This window comes from Flavihumibacter fluminis (genome assembly GCF_021491375.1).
GTDB classification, from domain to species: Bacteria; Bacteroidota; Bacteroidia; order Chitinophagales; family Chitinophagaceae; genus Flavihumibacter; species Flavihumibacter fluminis.
In genome coordinates, this window is record NZ_JAKEVY010000001.1 from 744,610 (window position 1) to 767,435 (window position 22,826).

Genomic DNA, 22,826 nt, shown 5'->3' on the forward strand with positions numbered 1-22,826 from the left:
TTGTTCATCTTTAATGTACCCGTATGTTAAGATCTCAATCGCTGAAACTCATTTTGGTTCTTTTTTTGTTCGTGTTCATCAGTGCATCCGCTCGCAATTCCATGCGTGAGCGAAATGTACAGATTGAAGCAGCTACACGTAGCCTAAGCGCCTTCAATGTATTTGAACCCGAAACCTATTCTCATCATTATGGACTGCAACTGTACATTAGCAATTACAATAAAATGCAGTCGGAGCTTTTCACTAAAATTCAAAAAACAGAAAAAGCCAAGCTCAAATTAATTGATAAGATTTTTACGTCTTATAAACTACCCGGAGAATTAAAATACCTCGCCATTGTTGAATCGGAAATGAAAAGTTCCGCTACATCAAGAGTTGGTGCGCTTGGTGTTTGGCAACTGATGCCATCAACTGCAATGGATCTTGGTCTTCGTGTTGATTCTACCGTTGACGAACGTTTACACCTGCAGAAAAGTACAAAAGCAGCCGCTCTTTATCTGCGCGATTTATACAGAACTTTTAACGACTGGTCACTCGCGATTGCCGCGTATAATTGTGGCCCCGGTCCCGTTTTTAAAGCCATTAAAAAAGCCGGCTCCAATAACTATTGGGATCTTCAACAATACCTCCCAAAAGAGACAAGGCATCATGTCAAAAAACTGATGGCTACACAGGTGTTTTTTGAAGGCAAATCAAACTTAACGGACTACTATGACGGTACCCTTGCGAGTAAATAATTCACCGGTATCGCAAATGAATTCAGCAAAATAAACATAGGTGCCTGCTGCAGCGGGATTGCCGGAAATAGTGCCATCCCATCCTGCCTGGCGTTCACCAATCTGGAAGTTTTTCCGCTCAAAGATCACATCCCCCAAACGGCTGTAAATCCGCAGGCTTTTAACCTCCCTGATCCCCTTACCCATTAGGTTAAACCGGTCATTTTTACCATCTTTATTGGGAGTGAAGGCATTCGGTATGGAAACGTTCTCAGCACATTCCAGCTGGAACCCGACCGCATCAGTAGCAACACAACCATATTGGTTCTGTACCGTAATAGTGATGGGTGCATTGTCTCTCGGAAATGCAAGTGGTTCCGGGCAGGTAGCACAACTTACAAACCAGCGGGGCGACCAGCTATAACTAACCACATCAGCACTATAGGTTGGTTTTAATTGTACCTGGTCCCCGGTTGCAAGGCGAATATCATTACCAGCATCTACAGTTGGCAGTTCCCTCACCATAACCAATACCTCAGCAGTATCTGTGAAGCAATTGTAAGCATCATAACCTACTACTCTATAACGGGTATCAGTAACCGGACTTGCAATTGGATTCGGACTGGTTGATGAACTCAATCCTTCACCACTAATCCATTGATAGCTGGAAGCACCACTTACCGGAAGGTTAACAGAAAATCCCCGACAAACAGCTGTATCGGCTGCAACCTGCAACTGTATCGGCTGGGCTACCGTAACAGTGGTTGAATCCATACTAACACATCCAAACTGATTGATTACAGTTACCTGATAGCTGGTGCTAACTGTAGGCGAAATAAATGGATTCGGAATGTTGAGGTTGGCTATCCCTTCAGCAGGCTTCCATTGGTACTGAACCCCATCCCGTACAGACAACTGCACACTATTACCCAAACACAAAACAGGATCTTTTGGAGTTAGCGCGGGTACCGGATTCGGATGCACTGTTAAATTCCAGTTGACAGTATCACGGCAACCATTATGCGCAACAATCAATTGAACCGGATAAATGCCCGCCCTTTCATACCGAATGATTCCGGGTGCCGGCTGCGATGCCACAGCTCCATTTCCAAGCGTCCATGACCATTCCAGATCCCCTTCCCTGTCGGCACTGCCGGCGAATGCAACTTCCGCATTTTCGCACACTGCCTGCGGACCTGCAATAGCTGCCTGTGTCACCCTGTTGACGTTTATATCCACTTCAGAGTTGGCTGTACAGCCAAAGGGTGAAACAATTTCAATTGTTGCGATATACACTCCAGGCCGATTAAAATAAAAAGATGGTTTTTCTTCATCGCTGCTCTGACCATTTCCAGATTGCCAGCGGTAGGTTAATGGTAATCCAAGTTCTGTTGCTGCGAGGCTGATGGTTGTCGGATCCAACTGAACAAATCCGGAATCACATACCAGGGCTGGCTCCGCTTTTGCGGTTGTTTTAAGCTGATCAATAATTATTTTATCATCAATCCGGGATGTTCCGGCACAACCGGATGAATCTTTCATAATGAGAGCAGGCTGATAAATACCCGGACTTAAATACCTATGCACGGCAAATGTATCGGTCGTTTGCAGAAGTGTACCATCACCAAAATCCCAAGTGAATGAACTGGCATTTCTTACAACAGCACTCAGTTGAACAGAAAGATCCTGGCATCCAAAAATGGTATCGGCAGATAAAATCGCATAAGGTCCCTTGATCTCAATAGGCACTTTTAGTGAGTCTACTGAATTATTAAATCCGTATGCATACAAGGTTACCGTATAAACGCCCGGCAACTCATAGGTACTGGATACATTGTTCTGATTACCGGCACTTCTGCCATTCCCGAAATCCCAGCGTATATATTGGTAGTTGTCGGAGGTATTGATAAAACTTGCTACTACAGGCGGACAACTATTGTTATTAATATAGGAGGTAGTATAGGTAAATCCGGCGGAAACGTCTTTTACGACAACTACTTTGTAGGCTGTATCACGGCAACCGGTAACCAGGTCGCGTGCGATCATACGTACAGTATCATTCGTAACACGGGGGTAATATTTGCTGACAAATGCCCCCTGGTTGTTAGAACCATCCTGGAAGCGCCACCGATAATCCACCGGATTGTATGGATACACATTGGAGGTACTGAAAAAGCTTACGGTGTTTTGAGGAATCACCCGCTGCGGACTGAAATCAAAACTTGCTTTCGGGCCATAAACCAGCACCTGTTTAGCATACTCACCCGTAACATGAAAGCAACCCTCTGCATCCGTAACTTTCAGGCGTGCATAATAAGGTTGGGGATTTTCATAGAGATGTTTAACCGGATCCGCATTGTTACGGGTAATTGACTGACCATCACCTAACGTCCATTCCCATTTCACAATGGGAACATTGTTTTGCCCAACAGATCGATCTATCAACAGAACCGAATCTTTTAAACAATAAAAATCCTTCGCCATTTCAAAGTCGGCAATGGGACCTTTTATCACCAGCGGCAATAAATTGGTGGTATCATAACATCCGAAGAAATGCGACTGAAGGATCATTTTGATACCCTTTTTAGCTGGATCAAGGTTGCGGTACCTGGCGCTGTAAACAGTAGTCCAGTTAGGAACCAGTTGCTCACTAAATCCCTCCAGGCGGCTGCCATCCTGGTATTGTCCTTCCACAATCAGGTAGTGCGAACTATTACTCCAGGCAGATGGCCGGGGGTTACCTTCCAATCCGTCTATTTTAATATCAATTGCGTCGTTGGAACAAAGTTCTTTGGTAACTGAACTCAAAACCGGCTGCTGTTTGAGTAATACTGCTGTTTCCACGGAATCACTCACCGTACAACTGCCATTGGTGATGGTGAGCCTGACTTTATAAGCACCTGTTTTCGTGTAGGTATGACGGATAGACTCCTGGCCACTTGTCCATTGAACCGGCACAGAACCATCTCCAAAATCCCAGGTATAAGTTTCTGCATCCCGGCTATTCTGGTAAAGGGTCACTTCTCCTCGGGTATTCTCGCAGCTATTGGTAAAAAAGCTGATATCGGGGAAACCCTTTTTAATTTCTATATAATTTTCTTTCCGAATGGTGTCTGCGCAGTTTCCATTGACAGCAATTAACTGAATGGAATAAACACCTTCCGTTTGAAACTGGTGAATAGCATTGATCCCAGTAAAAGAAGTAGGTCCATAGTCTCCACCAAAATCCCATATATAACGGGTAACTGTACCCGTAGTCAAATTTTCAAACAATACCGGCGAATTTCCGCAGATGATTAACGTATCAGTAGTGAAATCAGCTGCTGGTTGCCGGTTGATCAGAATTTGAATGGTTTCAGTTCCTTTACAACCTGATTTAGTAGTATAATTCAGCTTTACATTAAAAACTCCTTCTTTGGTAAAAGTATGTGTTGGTTCCGAATCGGAGGAACTGCCACCATCGCCGAAATCCCAGGCATATGTATCGATTTCCTCAGATGAATTGGTACCGAATTTATTTGTCAGATTGATACATCCTGATAATGCGCCAGATAAAAGATTTATGGAAACACTTGGTTTGTAAACATCAATATACCGCTGAACCGATGATACACACCCTAAGGCATTTTCAACCTGCAAGCCGATCAGGTAGGAGCGGTTGCTTGAAAAAGTATAAGAACTTTCTTTTGTAGTTGAAAATGAACTTCCATTATCCACTGTCCATCTCCATTTAACAGCAGTGGCAGTAGTGTCTCTGAAACGGACTGTTGCCGGCGCTCCGCAGGCGGAACCAAAATCCACCACAAAACCTTGTAAATCGGGACCGGTTTTCACTTCCACCTCTTTGGTAACTGTTTGGGAACAGGCTCCAAAATTGGCTGTCATGGACAGCTTCCGTATACCGGACTGATTGAATACAAACTGTACAGGTGAATTTCCTGTTGAATAGGCAGCGCTTCCATCATCTGCTGACCAGCTTACATAATCAGGGGTTGGACTGCTCGTATTCTGTAATTCAATCACGCTACTGTTACATATCAGATCCGGAAGTTTAAAATCGGCTGTGAAGTCTGCAACCCGGATCGTAACGGGAGCACTGGTAGCTGAACATCCCAGCTCATTTTTTACCGTCAACTGTGCTTTAAATTGTCCCTTTTTACCGTAGGTATGGGTAGGAGATCCTGTGGCAGAACCAGCACCATCTCCAAAATCCCAGCTATAGGTAAGCGTACCCGGACCGTTGCTTGTATTGATGAATGAAACCGGATCCGACTCTTTACAAACAGATGCTTCAGGCACATTAAATGCGGCAGAAATGGGTTCCAGAATTTCAACAAGGGCCGTTTTTTCAAGCGTACGAAAACAACCAAAACTATTCGTTACAGTAAGACTAACAGAAGCTTTCTGTGCCAACTGGTAAGTATGGGCAACTTTTTGAAGATTTGCACCCTGCTGCAAACCACCATCTCCAAAATCCCAGAAATAACTGGTAATCGTACCATCTCCGGCTGTGGAATTACTGGTTAGCTCAACAGGGAACGGAGCACAACCTTTTAGAACATTTGCTTCAAAATTAACTTCGGGCTTTTTGTATACGGTCACTTCCAATGTTTTGGTGGAAGTCTGGTTTCCGTCACGGGCGGTCAGTGTTACCGTATAAATTTTTTCTTCATTGTACGTGGCACCTGGATTTTTCAGTGTGGAACTGTTCCCGTTTCCAAAGGTCCAGGAATAGGTGGTGGATGCAGTAGTTCCGGTGGAGGTATTGGTAAAACCCACGGCATGTGGTGCACATCCACCAGGCTTATCAATAGTAAAATCCGCCTTCAACTGACTGTATGCCGGAAGCTTGAAAAGAATCAGCAAAAATGCCAATCCTATAACAATAGGAAGTTTAGGTCGCAGGGAATCCATGCAAGTTAGTTCTGGGGCAGGTTTACTGCAATATAACCTGATAGAGCAAGAAAGACAAGCGCTTATACAGGTTATTTTTTCATTATTTTGCCCAATGGATTATTTCAGGCAACTGGCCCTGGCACTAAAACAGGAATGGCAGGAAGACAAACTAAACTTTGATGAACAGGTTCGCCTCAGTTCTGTTCAGGATCGAAGAGCAAACGGATACAGCTGGTATCCTGTGGCCATCAGAGATACCGAATTGGGTAAAGGAGATTACCTTACCGTGCAGTTTGAACGCACCACACATACCGAAATTCCCCATTTATTCCGGTTTGGGGGCGCTGCCACCCTCTTCTCTCAACACCAGCCGGATACCAACCGCCTGGAAGGCATTATCACGCATGTTTCAGGTAATACACTGAAAATCAATTTTCGCACCGAAGAACTCCCCGATTGGGCCGATGATGGCAAACTGGGAATTGACCTGGCATTTGACGACAACAGCTACGAGGAAATGCGAAAAGCCCTTCAGCTGGCAGACTCCTTAAAAGACAAAAGGGAAGAAGGCAGACTAATCCGGATTCTGACAGGAGAAGAAACTCCCACCTGGAGGAGAGAAGAATCCAGTTTCACCAGTGCCGCTCTGAATGAAAGCCAGCAGGCGGCTGTACGGAAGATTATAGATGCCCAGGACCTGGCCATTGTTCATGGTCCGCCTGGCACTGGCAAAACCACTACCCTGATTGAAGCCATTAAAATACTCTGCCTAACTGAAAAGGGCCCACTGCTGGTGGTTGCGCCCAGCAATGCTGCGGTTGATCTGTTAAGCGAGAAAGCTGCAGATGCCGGATGCTCTGTTCTTCGAATAGGCAACCCCGTTAGAGTATCAGAGAAATTGCAGGCACTGACACTGGATGTAAAACTGGCAACACATCCCCGCATGAAAGAAATCAGGCGAATGAAAAAACAGGCGGATGAATACCGAACCATGGCGCACAAGTATAAACGGAGTTTCGGCAAAGCAGAATGGGAACAACGAAAAGCATTATTTAAAGAAGTCCGGGCCATCATGAAGGAAGTGGATAACACCATGGAATACATGACCCGCGATATTATTGAAAAATCCCAGGTGATAACAGCCACGCTGGTTGGTGCCGCTCATTACACCATCACCGACCTTCGGTATGCTGTAGTAATCATGGATGAAGCCACTCAGGCACTGGAACCCGCAGCCTGGATTCCAATCCTGAAAACCAGGAAACTGGTTCTGGCAGGAGATCATCAGCAACTGGCACCAACCGTAAAAAGCCAGGCAGCGGCTGAAGCCGGACTCTCCACATCACTGTTTGAAAAACTGGTACAGCGCTGGCCCGAAACAGTTACCATGTTAACAACTCAATACCGGATGAATGCCGGTATCATGGAATTCTCAAACCGGAAATTTTATGAAGGTAAACTGTTGGCGGATGCATTCGTGGCAGACCATACTATTTTTCCCGGCGATGCTCCGTTTCTATTCATTGATACAGCCGGTTGCGGTTTTGAAGAGAAACAGGTAGGCACCAGTACCAGCAACCCGGAAGAGGCCGCCTTCCTGGTAAACTATTTCATCCGGTACTGGAAGGAAGTAACGGAAGCCGGCATACCTGCGAAAGACCTCAGTATCGGGATCATTGCGCCTTACAAAGAACAATTGGAAGCCATCCGGAAGGCAGTTGAAAATGCAGGTTCAGTTCCTTTTATTCAGCAACTATCCATCAATACCGTGGATAGTTTCCAGGGGCAGGAACGCGATATTATCCTCATTAGCATGACCCGCTCCAACCCAGACAGCCGGATTGGATTTCTATCAGAAATACGACGCATGAATGTGGCTATGACAAGAGCAAAGAAAAAACTGGTCATCATTGGCGACAGCAGCACCCTAGCCCAACATGCCTTTTACAGCGAACTTATTGAACTGGCGGAACAACGCAAAGCCTACCAAAGTGCCTGGGAATATATGTAACCCTTATTGCTGTGCGAATACCTTTTTTAATAATTCAGTAACGCGTGCGGCAGGATCCTTCCGGATCTTCTGTTCCTCCAACGCAAGCTCATGAAAAATACCTGCAATCGCTTTTTCGGTTACATAAGCCGTTAAGTCAGTATTGACGGGCGTACGGGAAACTTTATTGTAAGCTGAAAACACATCGTTCCAGTACTTGGTGGCATCTACTTGCTTTAAAGAGGATTCAATAACGGGGCGAAAGGCATCCGTTAAGGCAAGATTCGTTTTCTCTTTGAAATAATTCGTTGCTGCAAAATCCCCTCCTTTTAAAATGCCGACAGCATCAGTAATGGTCATTTGCTGGATGGCATTTTTAAAAATGGGAAGAGCTGATTTGGATGCTTCCTCCGCCCCCCTGTTCATCGACTGGATGGCTTTATCGACAACAGAACCCAGACCGATATTCCGCAAGGTAGATTCAACTTTATGCGCTTCGGGCGGCATCAGAATTTTCAATGCAGCATTGGAGAAAAATCCATTAACTGCACTAAGGCGACTGGTACTATTGGCTGCTCCAACGCTTAATGCTTCTTTTAATCCTGCAGCAATCTGTGCCGTATTGGTTTCGGTTCCTGTTGGTAATCCACCTAATATCTGTTGGGTGCTTTCGCATCCAGCCCCCAGTACCAAAACCATTAAAGCTACCAGTGTGATCTTTTTCATTTTTTTGGATTTTAACTGAAAGCAATACTAAGAAGAATCATGGAAATCGCCGCGATAATGGTATTCAGCACATTCACCCAGTCGTTGTTTAACACCCCTTTGCGCTGTAAGGCTGCACCGAAGAAAGAGTCTGAAAGATTACCCAATAATCCGGCCAGTACAATCCCGGCAAACTGCCAGCCAAATGAATACATAAAACCATAAACAAGTGCAATCAGCACACTTCCAATAATACCAAACACAAAGCCTTCCAAACTCACCACTCCATCAGCTCCCCGTTGATCGGGCTTCCCTGTCAGGCAATTGAAAAAACGACTTCCATACAGGGTTCCAAGTTCTGAGGAAAGCGTATCAGAACAGGCAGCAGCGAGTACCGCAACTACTATTAACAATCCTTCCTCCTTCCATTCCGGAAACAAGATTGCTAGTACCGCACCAAGACCTGCCATACCTCCGTTGGCCCAAACCTGGCTGGCTTTTCGATCGGTTTTATTCTTCTGATTTTCGGATACCCATTGCCGTTTAACTTTCTTTTTCCAGCGTGTTGCTCCTGCCCCGCATATAAAAAACAGCGCCAATGATAGTACACCAGTCACTCCTGTTCCCAGCCAGATCAGCCAGGCAAGTAAAGCACCAGAAGCGGCTGCCGGTTTATTCAGCAACCGGGCTTTAACTGTTAGTCCGGACAACAGGAGGAACAGCAAAAAAACAAGCAGATTAGTAATCCAATCCATTTATAGCATTGCTTTCCAGTAGTGCAGCCAGTCGAGCATGCGGCTTGTATAACCATATTCGTTATCAAACCAGGCAATCAGTTTTACCTGTCTGCCAACCACTGAAGTAAGACTTCCATCAATAATCAGTGAATGCGTATTACCCTTAATATCAGCCGAAACCAGTTCATCATCTGTGTAATCTAACACCGATGCATAATTGCTTTCAGCGGCTTTTTTGAAGATGGCATTTACCTGCTCCCTGCTCACTTCTTCCTTCATTTGAAGTGTAACATCTGTCAATGCCCCATTGGTAACCGGCACACGGATCGACATGGCTGCCAGTTGACCTTTCAAAGGAAACAGTCTGTCCAGCGATTTTACCAGGTCAATTTCTACCGGGATGATGGATTCAGCCGCTGCACGCCCCCGCCTGAACTGCGGATGCGCGGTATCCACCAGCTCCTGTCGGGAAGTATAGGAATGCAGAATATTAAAGTGTGCGGATTCTATTCCAATGGACTGCATCAGGTACAGGATATGCGTACTGCAATTGGTCATACATCCACCTGGAGAAACGATATCAACACTGGCATCCAGTTGGTGCTGATTGAAACCAAAAATCAGTAAGGGAATATCTTCTGAACCGGTGGTTGACAGCAATACTTTTCTTGCTCCGGCTTTCAGGTGTTTTTCTGCACCAGCCCTGCTGCTAAACCGTCCTGAACATTCCAGAACCATATCAATGCCCAGCCCCTTCCAGTCAAGCCGCAGGGGATCTTCTTCCTGGAAAGCACGAACTTTTTTGCCCTCAACAGCAATCAATCCATCTTCCCGACTGATTGGCTTATGCAATGGCCCATAAAGAGAATCGTATTTTAAAAGGTACACCAGGTTATCAACCGGCATCACATCGTTTACCGCTACCAGCTCAATACCTTCCTGGTTCAGCAGGCGCCGGAACAACAACCGGCCAATCCTGCCCATTCCATTGATCGCAACTCTCATAAGGGCAATTTTGGGCGCAAAGATCAGTATTTAGTTCGTATTTTACTGAAAACAACCGGCTTGGAAAACAGGTTCTACCTACCTCATCCTCTTTTGCAGGACAGTATTCACTGCATCATGCCGGTGCATGCGATTTTTGATACCCCTGATCCTGCAACTCCCTGTTTTTACCCACCCACACCGCAAAATTCTTTGTTCCTCTACCTGCGGGATCCCATCAGTGCACAACTCGATCCATCCCTGGATTTTTTACCACAACCCAGGGCCGTTATTGTAGGTCCGCAGACAAATCCGGTTTATCTCCTACTTCATCAGGAGCACCTGGCTATCAGAATAGGTTTTCATCCATCTGGATTGTATCGCCTGTTAGGTATGCCCCTGCATGAACTGGTGGATAAAAGTTTTGATGCTACTGATTTTTTTGGCCGGCCCCTTAGGATGCTGGTCGATCAGTTGCAGCATTGCAACGGATTCGACGAAATGGTGCACCTGGTGGAATCATTTCTACTTGATCAACTGGTTCACCAGAAAGTATTACTTCCTTTTGACCATGCCATGCAGGCACTGCTACGATCCGGCGGCAATTGCAGCATCGATCAGATTGCTTCCCTTGCCTGCCTCAGCAATCGTCAATTCGAACGGGTATGTAAAGAACGGATTGGTCTTTCTCCCAAATACTTTGCGCGACTGATCCGGTTTTCCCGTGCTTACCGCATGCACGAAGAAGAACCTGAGGTTACCTGGACAACCATCGCACACAGTGTTGGGTATTTCGACCAGACGCACCTGATCCGGGATTTCCGAGAATTCACCCACCAATCGCCCCGGGGTATTGAAAAAGAAATCAATCAGGCTCCCTTGAAAATGCAACGCGACCTCCGGTTATAATGTCGGATTTGTACTAGTTTCCGCCCATTTCAAAAGGGATTTTTACAGTAAATAAATCGTTATGAAATATTGTTTACTGTTATTACTGACTGTTTTACTCCAGATCCAGGCACAAGCCCAGGATTATTCACGACTCGGTAAAATGGAAAAAGAACACTTCACCGTTTATTTTAGCAATGGCTATCAGGCACGTGCAACCGAAATTTCCAACCTGGTGGATACGGCTTTTACTTATTATGCCAATCAACTCTCCTTTCAACCGAAAGTGGATTTGTTGGTACTGGCAGAAGCAGACTGGAGCACTTATTCCAGGTTTCGTCTGGTGTACGGAATGCCGCATTATGACGATCAGCGAACACTAATTGTTGCAGCGCAGGACAACCCCTTCTGGAAAAGTTTTATCCCGCCCCTCAGCGATCTACCGGGGCAATGGAAATTAGCTTTAAAAAACACATATGGTGTTCCAAATGGTAGTATCAGCGCAATCGCATTTTTTGATATACTGGCTCTTCATGAACTGGCCCATGCATTTCACATGCAGGCCAATATCAACCTGCAACGCAAATGGATGGGCGAATTATTCTGCAATATCATGACCCATAGTTTTGTAGCAGAAAAGAAACCGCAATTGCTGCCGGCATTGACGGTCTTTCCCAATTTTGTGGTGGCCGGGGGCTATCAGCAATACAAGTTTACCGGCCTGGAGGAACTTGAAAAAAATTATGATCTGATTGGCCAGGAGTATCCACAGAACTATGGCTGGTACCAATGTAACTGGCATAAAGCTGCTGGTTATTTTTATGACCACCATGGACCAGCATTCGGTCAACAAATCTGGAAAGCATTTAAATCCCAGCCTTCAATGCTTTCAGATGCTGACTGGAAAACATTCCTGATAACTCAGCAATTAGCACCATTGGTAAAGCTGCTGGAAAATTGGCCGGATTTCGGACCTTAGCAGTTCAAATGAAATCATATGATCACATTTATAGGAATGGGATTGCTAGGCTCCAACTTTACCAAAGCGCTCCTGAAACAAGGCAATACCGTACAGGTCTGGAATCGTACGCATGAAAAAGCGGTAGCTCTTGAATCTGCCGGAGCAAAAGCCATCCAGGATATACGGCAAGCCGTTAAGGGCATCCAACGGATCCACCTCACGCTTTCTGATGATGCATCTGTGGACAGTGTATTAGCAGCCGCTGAACCGGCACTTGAAAAAGGTTGTTTCATCCTGGATCATACCACCACCTCCATGCAGGGTGCCATCGATCGCACCAGGAATTGGGCTGAAAAAGGCATCCACTATGTACATGTACCGGTATTCATGGGGCCTGCGAATGCACTCGAAAGCACCGGGTATATGCTGATTTCCGAAGCAGCACCCATTCTGGGTCAGGTACTTCCGATGATTCGTCCAATGACCGGAAAAGTATTACAGTATGGAACCAATACGGGTCGCGCTGCTGCCATCAAACTAATGGGCAACTCATTTCTCATAACCATGACCACCGGCATTGCCGATATGTTGGGCGTTGCCAAATCAATGGGTGTGCCTAATGAAGACATTACCAACTTATTTGAGAACTGGAATGCAGGCGCCACTGCTCCTGCGCGACTAGCCCGTATGCTTAGTGGAAAATACGACCAGCCTTCCTGGGAATTGCAAATGAGCCGGAAAGATGCGCGTCTGATGCTGGAAGTTGCCGAAGCAGCCGGCAAACAGCTCGCTATCTTACCCGCATGCGCAACCGAAATGGATCGCTGGCTTGCAAAAGGGATGGCGGAAAAAGACTGGACGATTATCGGCTCGGAGCACCTGTAACCGTTTCCTCTTTGCTCAGACCGCTAACCTGGAAATAGAGGATTGGTTTTTCATCTCCGTCGAACTGGCAATCCACCGTGATTTTATGTTTACCCGGTACCATTACCGGCAGGTCCCGATCAAGTGTCCGCGTCTGCCGGTGATTTCCTTTTGCATCGTAAACCTGTACCTGCCGTTTGCCTTCTGTAACCAGGGACTCTCCTGCTAACAGTTCTACTGGCAGACTGATTTCGTAATAATCATCCACCTGTAAACTGATCTTCCTGATTTTGCCTTCCTTGCCTTCGGCATTCATCCGGAACTGAAGTGGTTGTTCTTTCCATTGCTGGCTGAATTCAAACAGGCTATGCGTTGGTTCACCTGGCTGACGAATAAAATGCTCCCGTTTGAACAAAGGAGATTGTTCATATTGAAATAATTTCCACTTGCCGTCTGCTATTTTATCCAGGTGAAATGCCAGTTGAGTATTTTTCAAACGCGCTTGCTGATCCGCATTAAATGCACCTGAATTCCTGGCAGCTTCCCATTCGCGGATAGCATCCAGTAAAAGGCCGGATCTAGGATTTTTTCGAAGCGCATCTGGTCTTGCCACCATCGCAAACCCTGCTCCATATCCAGCGGCCCTGGCCAGCATCCATTCCATTTCCGGCAGTGTAGTACTGGCCGTAAGCAAATACCAACCCAGCATCGGTGGCATCAGGTTACGATGAAACAATCCCTGGTTATCGATCCGGTACTGTTGCATGCTTTCCTTAAATCCACCATACCAGGGTTCACCCCAGTTATAATAGGAACCGATATGCCAGTAAAAGGTTTTGCTGAGACTGGTGCCGGCAATAAAATCATGTTTCACCTGGTCGTACACATCCTTTGCAAAAATTTCCAGCGCATAATCACCCTGGCCGGATGCCAATGCGCCTTCATGTCCGTCAAAATCCAGGTGATTCACACTGGTTTCATTCATCAGTTGCGCAATATTGGATGCCACCTCCCGCTGCATATTGAAATCAGGAAAGAACACTTTATACCCATGATCAAATAATTTACCTACCACTGAACCCGCAGCATGTGCTGTCGGCTTTGTTCCAAAAGCCCCCCGCTGGCAATCCAGCAAACGGTAGGGGGCTTCTTTGGTCACTGCCCGATAGCGGATCAGCTCTTTTCCGATTTTTACTGTATGCAATTCATTCCCTTGTTCTGCGCTAAAATATTCAGGAGATCTAACCACCACTTCCTTTTCACTGGCATCTATAGGCGAAACCAGAACAGAACTACCGGTAACGCTTAACCGGTCATCTGGCACCGGGGTGACATAGGTATCACTGGTGGTAATGAAATTGGTAAGTGTATGTACACCAAAAAATAAACCCGCTGCTTTTGCTTTTGCGACACTTTCCTTCAATCCTTTTCTTCCATTGGGGAACATCGTATTGTCCAGCTCAAAATGACCCCAGGAACTGAACGGTCCTTCATGATAGAGCGAGATCAGTCCCGCTCTTTTGGTATACGCGATCATCTCATCCACATCTTTCTCCCCGAACGAGGAAATCAGGTAGGATTTTCCAAAATAGGGCGACTTCTTGAACCAAACTCCATTGATCGTAGGATGAGGTAACCCCTCTGCCAGTTCAATGGCTCCAAGCCGGTCAAGGGTTGCCGGCTCCGCGCAACTGAAAAATGCCAGCTTGCTTCCATTTACCGACTCTCCTTTCACTGCCTGAACCAGCATGTTTTTCTGAACACCTCCCCAGGCATCCACGGTTCGGTTTTTATCTCGGTTGATGCTATAGGCCTGCATGGTACTGCCCCAGGTATATTTACTGGCGGCAATGCCTCTTTCCCAGGTAGCACCTTCTTTATTGGGATAATTTCCTCCAAGTGTTTTGGGATTCAATACCTGTATGCCAATGGCTACCTGGTCATCGCGCACTACCCCAATCACTTCTCCAACCAGTTTCGTAATAGTAGTTGGAAAAGGACCCCAGATCACCGCATCCAGCAATTGTTTAGGTTCTGCCCGTACCAATTCTAATACAAGGTGGGTAGACCGGATGCTTACTTTAATATCCGCCTGCCCTTTAATATCCGGATAGGATACACGAATGGTCTGACTAGCCTTATTCCAGGTCGCTTTGGCTGGCAGGTATTTTTTATCCCCAACAACCAATTGCAGAAGAGGAGCAATCGTATCTGTGGCGAGGTAATTCTGCTGATTCGGCAAATGCGTGATGGCAGTCAGAAATCCCTTTTCATCCAGCTTCAGTGCCAGTTCGCCCGCCTGGAGATTGACCTGTGCCATTACAAAGGGACCAGTCAGGAGCAATAAAATACAAAACAGCAGTGCGCCTTTTTTCATAACAATCGTTTTATTTGAGAGCTAACCTGGACACAATCTGTGAATTTTTCGGAGTATTCCATCTTTAACAGCTTAATTGGATAAGGAAATGAAATCATTTGGTAATTTTCAGGCCATGAAACAGGTATCATTTGCGCTGCTTATTACCGGGCTCCTGCTGGCCGGTTGCGATAATTCCATGAAACCGAGAACCAGCAACAGTTTTGAAGAACAGAACCAAAAAAACAAACTGGCCGGTACTCCCCTGCCCTCACTGCAACTGGTAAATATTAAAAATGAACCATTCGACCTGGCTTCCTTAAAGGGGAAAAAAGTCCTGGTGAATCTATGGGCTAGTTGGTGTGCACCCTGTCGCGAGGAAATGCCCTCCCTGGATGCGCTGTACAAAACCATGGATCCTGGGAAAGCCACTATTGTGTTGTTGAATGTGGACAAGGATCGCCAGAAGGGAGTTGACTATGCATTGAAAAATAATATCCAGTCGCCTGTGTATTTTACCGACCAGGCATTGCCCTCCGTTTTTGAAGTTTCGGGTATTCCAACCACGTTCATCTTCAATGAAAACGGTGAACTCATTGACCGTATTGAAGGTGCACGTGATTACAGCACCGCCACTTACCAGCAGTTTTTTCAGTAGCTTAGGGAAAGCTTTCAGATATATGAAAAGAAGAGACTGGCTCCAATTACTGGGTGTTTCTACCCTTGGAGCCTCCTTACCTGCCTGGGCACAACCGCCTGCAACCATGCAATCCAAAAGAAAAGGCAGTTTTTCGCTGGATGGAACGCGCCTTCGGTTTTATCATCCGGATATCAAACAGACATTTCAGACCGTCGTGATCGCTGACACTCATCTTTTTCGGGACGATGAGCGCGGTATTCCATACCAATCCTACAGTGGCCGAATGGCCAAAGCCTATAATCAAACCCAGCATTACCTTACCGGGGAAGCCACCAACCCTGAAAAAAGCCTGGCTGCCGCGCTCAACCTCGCGGCCGATAAAAAAGCAGCACTGGTTGCCCTGATCGGTGATATTGTCAGCTTTCCATCAGAAGCAGCTGTCGATTTTGTGCTGGATAAGATGAAAACGGCTGGATTGCCATATGTATATACGGCTGGCAATCACGACTGGCATTATGAAGGCATGCCCGGCAGTTTATCAAGTTTACGAAGCGAATGGATTCAAAAGCGCTTACTCCCGCTTTACCAGCAAAAGAACCCCTTGATGCAGGTAACGGCATTGCAGGGTGTACGAATTGTAATCCTCGATAATTCCAATTACCAGATTACAACAGAGCAGTTGCAGTTTTTCAAACAGCAGTTGCAATACGGGCAACCTGTTGTGCTTATGGTTCATATTCCACTCTATGCACCGGGCAGGTCCGTCGGTTTTGGTTGCGGCCATCCGGAATGGAATGCCAAATCTGATAAAAATTTCGAATTGGAACGCCGCGAACGATGGCCCGAAACAGGTCATATAAAAGCAACGATGGATTTTCATCATACGGTATTCAATGCACCCAATGTGCTGGGTGTCATAGCCGGGCATATTCACCGTCCATCCCTGGATATTATTAACGGTATCCCGCAGGTGGTTAGTGAAGCCAATGCTCGTGGTGCCTGCCTGGAAATTGAATTCATCCCCACCTGATTTATTTAAGTATGTCTATAAAAATTAGTTGCCTGTTTATCTGCGTATGTTTATCAGCGTTCGTACAGGCTCAATCCATTGATATCAATTCTTCCGATTGGAAAAAAGTAATTCAGGAAACGGATCAACTTTTTACAGATTTTGCCGCCAAAAACAACCAGCCAGGATTCATCTATGGCATCGTTGCAAATGGCAAACTGGTGCATCTTAAAACTTCGGGTATGGCTAACCGGGAGATGGGAATTCCGGTTAAACCCGGCTCTGTTTTTCGTATTGCCTCCATGTCAAAAAGTTTTGCAGGGGTAGCTATTCTTCAATTGCGCGACCAGGGCAAACTGCAGCTCGATGAACCGGCGCAGCTTTATATACCGGAACTATCTGACATACAGTATCCTACCACCGATGCACCTCCGATCACCATCCGGCACCTGCTGACACATGCAGCAGGATTTCCGGAAGACAATCCATGGGGCGACCGTCAGCTGGATATCTCAGAAGACAGCATGCACGCCATGTTCAAAAGAGGGATATCCTTTTCTACAAGTCCGGGTACCGCTTATGAATACAGTAATATGGGATTTGCCATGCTGGGTGCGATCATCAAAAAAGTTTCGGGCATGTCCTACCAGGAATACATTGAAGAACATATCTGGAAACCACTCGGCATGCACCATACCTATTGGGAATACAGTGCTGTACCCGATAGTACACTGGCAATTGGATACCGTTGGCTGAATTCCAGCTGGGAAGCACAACCGATGGAACACGATGGTGCATATGGCATCATGGGCGGCATCCTTACTACCGCAGAAGATTTTTCAAGGTATATGAACTTCATGCTAAGTGCCTGGCCGGCCAGAAATGGATCCGATAACAGTCCGCTTCAAAGAAGTTCTTTGCGAGAAATGCAGCAACCCTGGAATTTTGCAGGACTGAATCCCAATTACAAATACCCGGATGGAAGAATCTGTCCAACTGCAGCCGGTTATGGCTACGGACTTCGCTGGAGCAAGGATTGCGAGGGCCGTATAACGGTGGGGCATAGTGGCGGATTACCAGGCTTTGGCAGCAACTGGAGCATCCTGCCTGATTATGGAATCGGCATTGTAAGTTTCATCAACCACACCTATGCGCCAGCCACAACCTTGAATATTCAATCGCTCGACCTGCTGGTTAAGAAAGCAGCACTGCAACCACGAACCATTCCACCATCTCCGATCCTGCTGCAACGTCAACAGGAACTTACTGCTTTGTTGCCGGATTGGAAAAATGCTGAACAATCGTCCATCTTCGCAGAAAACTTCTTCTTCGATTACCAAATTGACAGCTTACGGAAGGAAGCCAAAACGCTTTTCCAGTCTGCGGGCAGAATTCTCCGTAGTTCACCTGTTATCGTGGAAAACAACCTGCGGGGAACGTTTACGCTTAATGGAGAGAAAGCTGATTTGAAGGTATATTTCACCCTCTCACCCGAGCAGCCAGCCAAGATTCAGGCTTACCGGTTACGATTGGAACCGCGTGAAAAATAACTTAATTCCCGCGGTACGTGGAATATCCAAATGCGGATAAGGTAATTGGTACGTGATAATGTGAGTTGTCTTTGATTTCAAAAACTATTTCCACAAAGGGATAAAAGCTTTCCAGCTGCTGTTTTTTAAAATAGTCGCTGGTTAGAAAAACCAGTTTGTAGATGCCTGTATTGGACTTTCCTTCCGGCAAAAAATCCCCGACACGACCATTCTTATCTGTTATTTTTTGATCGACTACCAACCATGACTTGCCTGCAGGATCCATTTTTTCTAACCGAATGGGTACGCCAGCCGCTGGTGCACCCTTAGCAATATCCAGGATATGACTTGAAAGCTGGTAGTTATTCGACTGCGAAAAACAAACCATAGAAAAACAGGCAAAACAAACTGCCAGTAGTACTGATTTCATGACGAAGTTATTTGGAAGAGAAACAGGAAGGGATGAAAAGAGTTTACCACACAAATGTTAAAATATACCCTAACAGCGCTCCACCCAGAACAATAAACGCACTATTAACACGGGGATAAAAAAAGGAAACCAAAAATCCTGAAACCGCAATTACAATCATTCTCCAGTCGGAAATGGTTTGCTGGCCCATTTCAATCAATACGGCGAGGATGATTGCCACTGAAACAACATTCACCGTATCGAGAAAAGCTGCCATAACCGGAGATTTTCGCAGAAAGGGAATCAATCGCTGTAAGAGTGCGACAAATAAAAAAGAAGGCAGAAAAATGCCGATAGTGGCAGCAACCGCACCTCCAAAACCACCCAATTGCCAGCCAATAAAAGTTGCTGCAGAGAAAACAGGTCCTGGGGTAAATTGTCCCACTGCAATCGCATCCACTAACACCTGCTTCGACAACCAACCCGTGCTGACCAATTCTGCATCCAGGAAAGCGAACAGGACATATCCGCTGCCATATAAAATGGAACCGATCTTTAAAAAGATCCAGAAGATTTTCCCGTTCACCATAGCCGGCGCCTCCAGAACAATCTGTAATAGTGGAGCAGGGAGAAATCCTTTCAATAAGCGATTGGATCGTGCATAATGCAGCAGTATACCGATTGCCCCGGCTCCAAACAAAACATATATCTCATGCATACCAGCCAGTACAGCAATTAGCGCCAACATGCCCAACAGGGCCAGCTGCCTGTTTTTCACGGCTTTTTTACTCAGACTGATCATCACAGCCAACACTACAGATAATACGGCGGGTTTGATCCCATAAATAAAAGGCGCTACTTCCGGTAATTGCCCGTATCGCTGATAGGCCCAGGCAAGCAAACCGGTTATCAACACCGCAGGAACAATAAAGCAAACACCCGCAACTACCAAACCTTTCCAACCTGCCCGTTCATAGCCGCAATGCATGGTCATTTCTGTGGAATTAGGCCCGGGTATCAGGTTCGTAGCACCTACCAGATCCAGGAAATGTTGCGCGGTCATCCAATTGCGCTTGCGCACTACTTCTTCTTCCATCATGGCGATATGTACAGCCGGACCACCAAACCCGATTACTCCGAGTTTCAGAAATACACTTGCCACTTCGGTTATCCGTTGCCGTTGGGTCAATGCCGGATTGGCGGTTGCAGGCTGCTCCATATCAGCCGCTAAAATACTAAAGCCGCGCTTTTAACGGTTCTGAAAATCCAATGATCAGGTTCAAAAACAGATTTCTTCCCATACGGGGGATCCTGTTCCAATCAGCAAATGTGGTATAATACCGATTGAACAGGTTATCTACGCCACCTCTTACCTGGAAGGTATTTTTCTTCCATTTGAACTGGTATCCGGCTCCCAGGCTTGCGATGGTATAAGCAGGTGCAGCAGTTTCACCAAATAACGGACTGAACTTCGATTGTTTTACCGCCCCATCCATGCTGGCCTCTGCAGAGAACGCATTGCTGGCATATTGCAAACGAACCCCATAAGACAATGGCTGCATCATTGGCAGATCAAGCTGCTCATTCGTAAACCCTCTGCGGTATATTGCCTTTGCGGAAACCGATAAGCCAGAAACAATACCATAACTGGCATTCAAACTGGCGGAGTAAATAGTTGCAAATGGAACTTGCTCATAAATTTTAATTCCACTTGCGCCGATCGTCATTGGAATTAGTCCACTTGCCGGCATCCCTACTATATACCTGCGGATATGAAACCAGTTTCCCTGTCCTTTCAAACTCAACCGGTCATTCGCAAAGGCAATAGTTCCGTTCAAAGAAATGGATTGCTCATTTTTCAAACCGGGATTGCCGATATAATCAAACCGATCAAAACTGTTAAACAGATAAAACCCATATCCTTCCGATACACCGGGTGCGCGTTCACTGTAAGAAGCACCCATCGAGAACCGCCAGCTGCCGGGCTGGTACTGCAAACTGGATCCGAAATTTTTCAACAATCGGTTTTTCACAGACTGCATATCCGGGTAAAAGATTTGCAGCGTTTTTACCCCGGCTTCATCCTTTAATTGATTCTGTTGAAAAGCAACACCGGCTGAACTATTGAGCGTCCATTTGCGATGCAACTGAAAATTATCTTCTGCAAACAATCCGGCATACCAGGTATGTACATCGGGCCAGGTGAGCATAAACATCTCCTTTTCATTCGGGTCATTCGGATACATGGTCATCTCCGCCAGGGAACGGTTATGATGCGCGCTGGCAGTTAGTTTGAACTGGTGACTGGATGATTCCCCTTCAATTCGGCTATACATCCCGGTTGTTGTACTCCAGCCGGGCATATCCATTCTTATCGGAACGACCGGACGTTTAGTGTCATCCATAACATGGGTTACCTTATTGTGGTAAATTTTGGTTTCCCATTCCTGCCAGGTGTTTGAGAGGTGGTGACGGGTATACGCTAGGGATGCGATGACTGCTTTTGCGCTGGATACATCCATCGGAAGTGCCGGGTACCCGATATCGCGTGCATCATCATAAATAACAGAAGCTTCCACCTGTGCATGTTCATTCAGTTTATAACCTGTAGCAGCAGACAAATTGAATTTGGAAAATTGGCTATAGCTGATTTCCTGATTTTTTCCGTCGCGATAGTTCCCCGCCTTTCGAATGGTAAAATCAAGATCGGTATACCAGCGGCTTCGGCTGTATTGAAGATCAGTGCCCAACATGCGTTGTCGGTTATTGAACTCAAATCCACTAAAGAGATGAGTCGAAAACCGATTGTTTCCAAAACCGGATTTTTTTCGAACCAGATCCAGGCTCCCTCCAATGGATGCACCATGAGCATTTCCTGCTTGCCCATTTTTTACATCGGCCCTAGAAAGATTTGTTGTTTCCACATAGGAACTGACCGGATCCATTTTATCTGTACAGGCACCGTAAATGCGCATGCCATCAATAGTGATTACTGAGCGCTCTGATGAGAGTCCATTTAACATTGGCTCCCAGGCATAGGCCCCTCTCTTGATCAGATCAACCTGCTCGTGCGAGGAAAGATATTGGTCCAGCGTACTCAACAGATTACTGTTTTTATTCCGGCTTGCCTGGCGGGAAATCACAATTACCTCGGTTAATTCCTGAACTTTTGTAGAATCTTTTTGCGCAGATACTGTCTGACCTGTGGATGACAGGCCAGACAGTAACAATGCGCAGCATACTAGCTGCTTCATAGTGTGTGCTTTAAAATTCTACTTCAAAAAACAGGCTGCTGGATTCATTATCACCGGCAACGGGTTCCCCTTTCACGACCGTTCCATTGGCATTCAGCAATTGGAGATTAATTTTCCAGTAACCGGTCATGGTCAGGCTCAGTTTTCCCCGGTACATCTTATCTGCCCCCTGTGTAAGGTGAATATTATTAGGTGATCCATGATTACCCATACCAGGCATGCGCGGATCAATCTGGATGGTATAGTTATCTACCGGGTCGAATTGCATCATGTTGGTCATGGTGTAGAGCAACACACTCATATCATTTAATGCAACTTTTGGACTGGAAGGCTCCATCATCGCCAGCACATACCGTTTGTTATCAGATCCCATTACAGATTGTACTTTTCTGCGTGTTGGATCTGTAACCTGAATGCGTTCTTTTATCGTATAGGCTTGTCCATTGATCGTATAAGTAAGACTTAATTCCCAATATTCCATATCGTTTCCCGGCATTTGGAAAACAATAAAACCCTGGTAAGTGTATTGAGCACCCTGTTTTTTTTCAATAGCTGAAAAAGGACAGGAATGACTCATATTCATCATTTTCATAACCGGCATCCAGTTAGTGGTGGCATTGTCAACCAGGCTGCCACTGGTGGTTTTTATCTGGAAATATATGGGATTATATCCGGTTTCAAACTTTCCATTTGCTGTGTACAGGTCTATAATATGCGTGGCATTCGAGATTGATTTAACGAGAGTAAGGCCTTCCAATTCATCCGCGGGTGCGGGTTTTTCATCATTTTTGGAACAGGCGGTAAATAGTAGGGTAAGGGATAACAGTCCCCATATGAACAGAGATTTCATTTTTATAAATTAAATAATTAGACAATAGATGGGATGGA

17 protein-coding genes are annotated in these 22,826 nt (G+C 45.9%); 8 read left to right on the forward strand and 9 right to left on the reverse strand.

The window, feature by feature from the left end; genetic code table 11:
- Nucleotides 1-23 precede the first annotated feature (23 nt).
- Nucleotides 24-737, forward strand: a complete 714-nt coding sequence (locus tag L0U88_RS03360; RefSeq protein WP_234864193.1) for a lytic transglycosylase domain-containing protein — start codon at nt 24-26, stop codon at nt 735-737.
- On the opposite strand, the gene L0U88_RS03365 is transcribed toward L0U88_RS03360, so the two are convergent.
- Entirely contained in the window at nt 699-5,630 is a 4,932-nt protein-coding gene (locus tag L0U88_RS03365; protein ID WP_234864194.1) for a PKD domain-containing protein, read from the reverse strand. The genes L0U88_RS03360 and L0U88_RS03365 overlap by 39 nt on opposite strands.
- 94 nt (nt 5,631-5,724) lie before the next feature.
- On the opposite strand from L0U88_RS03365, the gene L0U88_RS03370 reads away from it, so the two are divergent.
- Entirely contained in the window at nt 5,725-7,623 is a 1,899-nt protein-coding gene (locus L0U88_RS03370; protein WP_234864195.1) for an AAA domain-containing protein, read from the forward strand.
- Nucleotides 7,624-7,626: 3 nt separating this feature from the next.
- Here L0U88_RS03370 and L0U88_RS03375 read toward each other — a convergent pair whose 3' ends face one another.
- Genes L0U88_RS03375 through L0U88_RS03385 form a run of 3 tightly spaced genes read right to left on the reverse strand, consistent with a single transcriptional unit; the run spans nt 7,627 to nt 10,049 of the window.
- Nucleotides 7,627-8,328: a DUF4197 domain-containing protein gene (locus L0U88_RS03375; RefSeq protein ID WP_234864196.1), complete on the reverse strand. Its 702-nt coding sequence runs from the start codon at nt 8,326-8,328 to the stop codon at nt 7,627-7,629.
- An 11-nt stretch (nt 8,329-8,339) separates the two neighbouring features.
- Nucleotides 8,340-9,062 carry a DUF92 domain-containing protein gene (locus L0U88_RS03380; RefSeq protein ID WP_234864197.1) on the reverse strand — a complete coding sequence of 241 codons (723 nt, stop codon included), beginning with the start codon at nt 9,060-9,062 and terminating at the stop codon, nt 8,340-8,342.
- Entirely contained in the window at nt 9,063-10,049 is a 987-nt protein-coding gene (locus tag L0U88_RS03385) for a type I glyceraldehyde-3-phosphate dehydrogenase (protein ID WP_234864198.1), read from the reverse strand.
- A 60-nt stretch (nt 10,050-10,109) separates the two neighbouring features.
- Between L0U88_RS03385 and L0U88_RS03390 the strand changes: the two genes are divergently transcribed.
- The 3 genes from L0U88_RS03390 to L0U88_RS03400 all read left to right on the forward strand — a co-directional run bounded on the left by L0U88_RS03390 (nt 10,110) and on the right by L0U88_RS03400 (nt 12,762).
- Entirely contained in the window at nt 10,110-10,937 is an 828-nt protein-coding gene (locus L0U88_RS03390; protein ID WP_234864199.1) for a helix-turn-helix domain-containing protein, read from the forward strand.
- Nucleotides 10,938-10,998: 61 nt separating this feature from the next.
- Nucleotides 10,999-11,895 carry a hypothetical protein gene (locus tag L0U88_RS03395; protein WP_234864200.1) on the forward strand — a complete coding sequence of 299 codons (897 nt, stop codon included), beginning with the start codon at nt 10,999-11,001 and terminating at the stop codon, nt 11,893-11,895.
- Between the two features lie 18 nt (nt 11,896-11,913).
- Entirely contained in the window at nt 11,914-12,762 is an 849-nt protein-coding gene (locus tag L0U88_RS03400; protein ID WP_234864201.1) for an NAD(P)-dependent oxidoreductase, read from the forward strand.
- Here the strand turns inward: L0U88_RS03400 and L0U88_RS03405 are convergent.
- Nucleotides 12,740-15,118: a hypothetical protein gene (locus tag L0U88_RS03405; RefSeq protein WP_234864202.1), complete on the reverse strand. Its 2,379-nt coding sequence runs from the start codon at nt 15,116-15,118 to the stop codon at nt 12,740-12,742. The genes L0U88_RS03400 and L0U88_RS03405 overlap by 23 nt on opposite strands.
- Before the next feature lie 115 nt (nt 15,119-15,233).
- Between L0U88_RS03405 and L0U88_RS03410 the strand changes: the two genes are divergently transcribed.
- Genes L0U88_RS03410 through L0U88_RS03420 form a run of 3 tightly spaced genes read left to right on the forward strand, consistent with a single transcriptional unit; the run spans nt 15,234 to nt 18,296 of the window.
- Nucleotides 15,234-15,755, forward strand: a complete 522-nt coding sequence (locus L0U88_RS03410; protein WP_234864203.1) for a TlpA family protein disulfide reductase — start codon at nt 15,234-15,236, stop codon at nt 15,753-15,755.
- Nucleotides 15,756-15,777: 22 nt separating this feature from the next.
- Nucleotides 15,778-16,767 (forward strand): metallophosphoesterase family protein, encoded by a 990-nt coding sequence (locus L0U88_RS03415; RefSeq protein WP_234864204.1) that lies wholly within the window; start codon nt 15,778-15,780, stop codon nt 16,765-16,767.
- Nucleotides 16,768-16,778: 11 nt separating this feature from the next.
- On the forward strand, nt 16,779-18,296 hold the full coding sequence (locus tag L0U88_RS03420; protein ID WP_234864205.1) for a serine hydrolase domain-containing protein: 1,518 nt from the start codon (nt 16,779-16,781) through the stop codon (nt 18,294-18,296).
- A 1-nt stretch (nt 18,297) separates the two neighbouring features.
- Here the strand turns inward: L0U88_RS03420 and uraH are convergent, their stop codons facing one another.
- From uraH to L0U88_RS03440, 4 genes are read right to left on the reverse strand one after another with little or no spacing between them, the layout of a single operon-like run.
- The gene (gene uraH, locus L0U88_RS03425) at nt 18,298-18,705 is read right to left on the reverse strand and encodes a hydroxyisourate hydrolase (protein WP_234864206.1); all 408 of its coding nucleotides are present in this window, start codon (nt 18,703-18,705) and stop codon (nt 18,298-18,300) included.
- A gap of 43 nt (nt 18,706-18,748) precedes the next feature.
- The gene (chrA, locus tag L0U88_RS03430) at nt 18,749-19,903 is read right to left on the reverse strand and encodes a chromate efflux transporter (RefSeq protein ID WP_234864207.1); all 1,155 of its coding nucleotides are present in this window, start codon (nt 19,901-19,903) and stop codon (nt 18,749-18,751) included.
- Nucleotides 19,904-19,919: 16 nt separating this feature from the next.
- Nucleotides 19,920-21,938, reverse strand: coding sequence for a TonB-dependent receptor (locus tag L0U88_RS03435; RefSeq protein ID WP_234864208.1), 2,019 nt, complete (start codon nt 21,936-21,938; stop codon nt 19,920-19,922).
- A gap of 10 nt (nt 21,939-21,948) precedes the next feature.
- Nucleotides 21,949-22,788 (reverse strand): FixH family protein, encoded by an 840-nt coding sequence (locus tag L0U88_RS03440; RefSeq protein ID WP_234864209.1) that lies wholly within the window; start codon nt 22,786-22,788, stop codon nt 21,949-21,951.
- Nucleotides 22,789-22,826 lie beyond the last annotated feature (38 nt).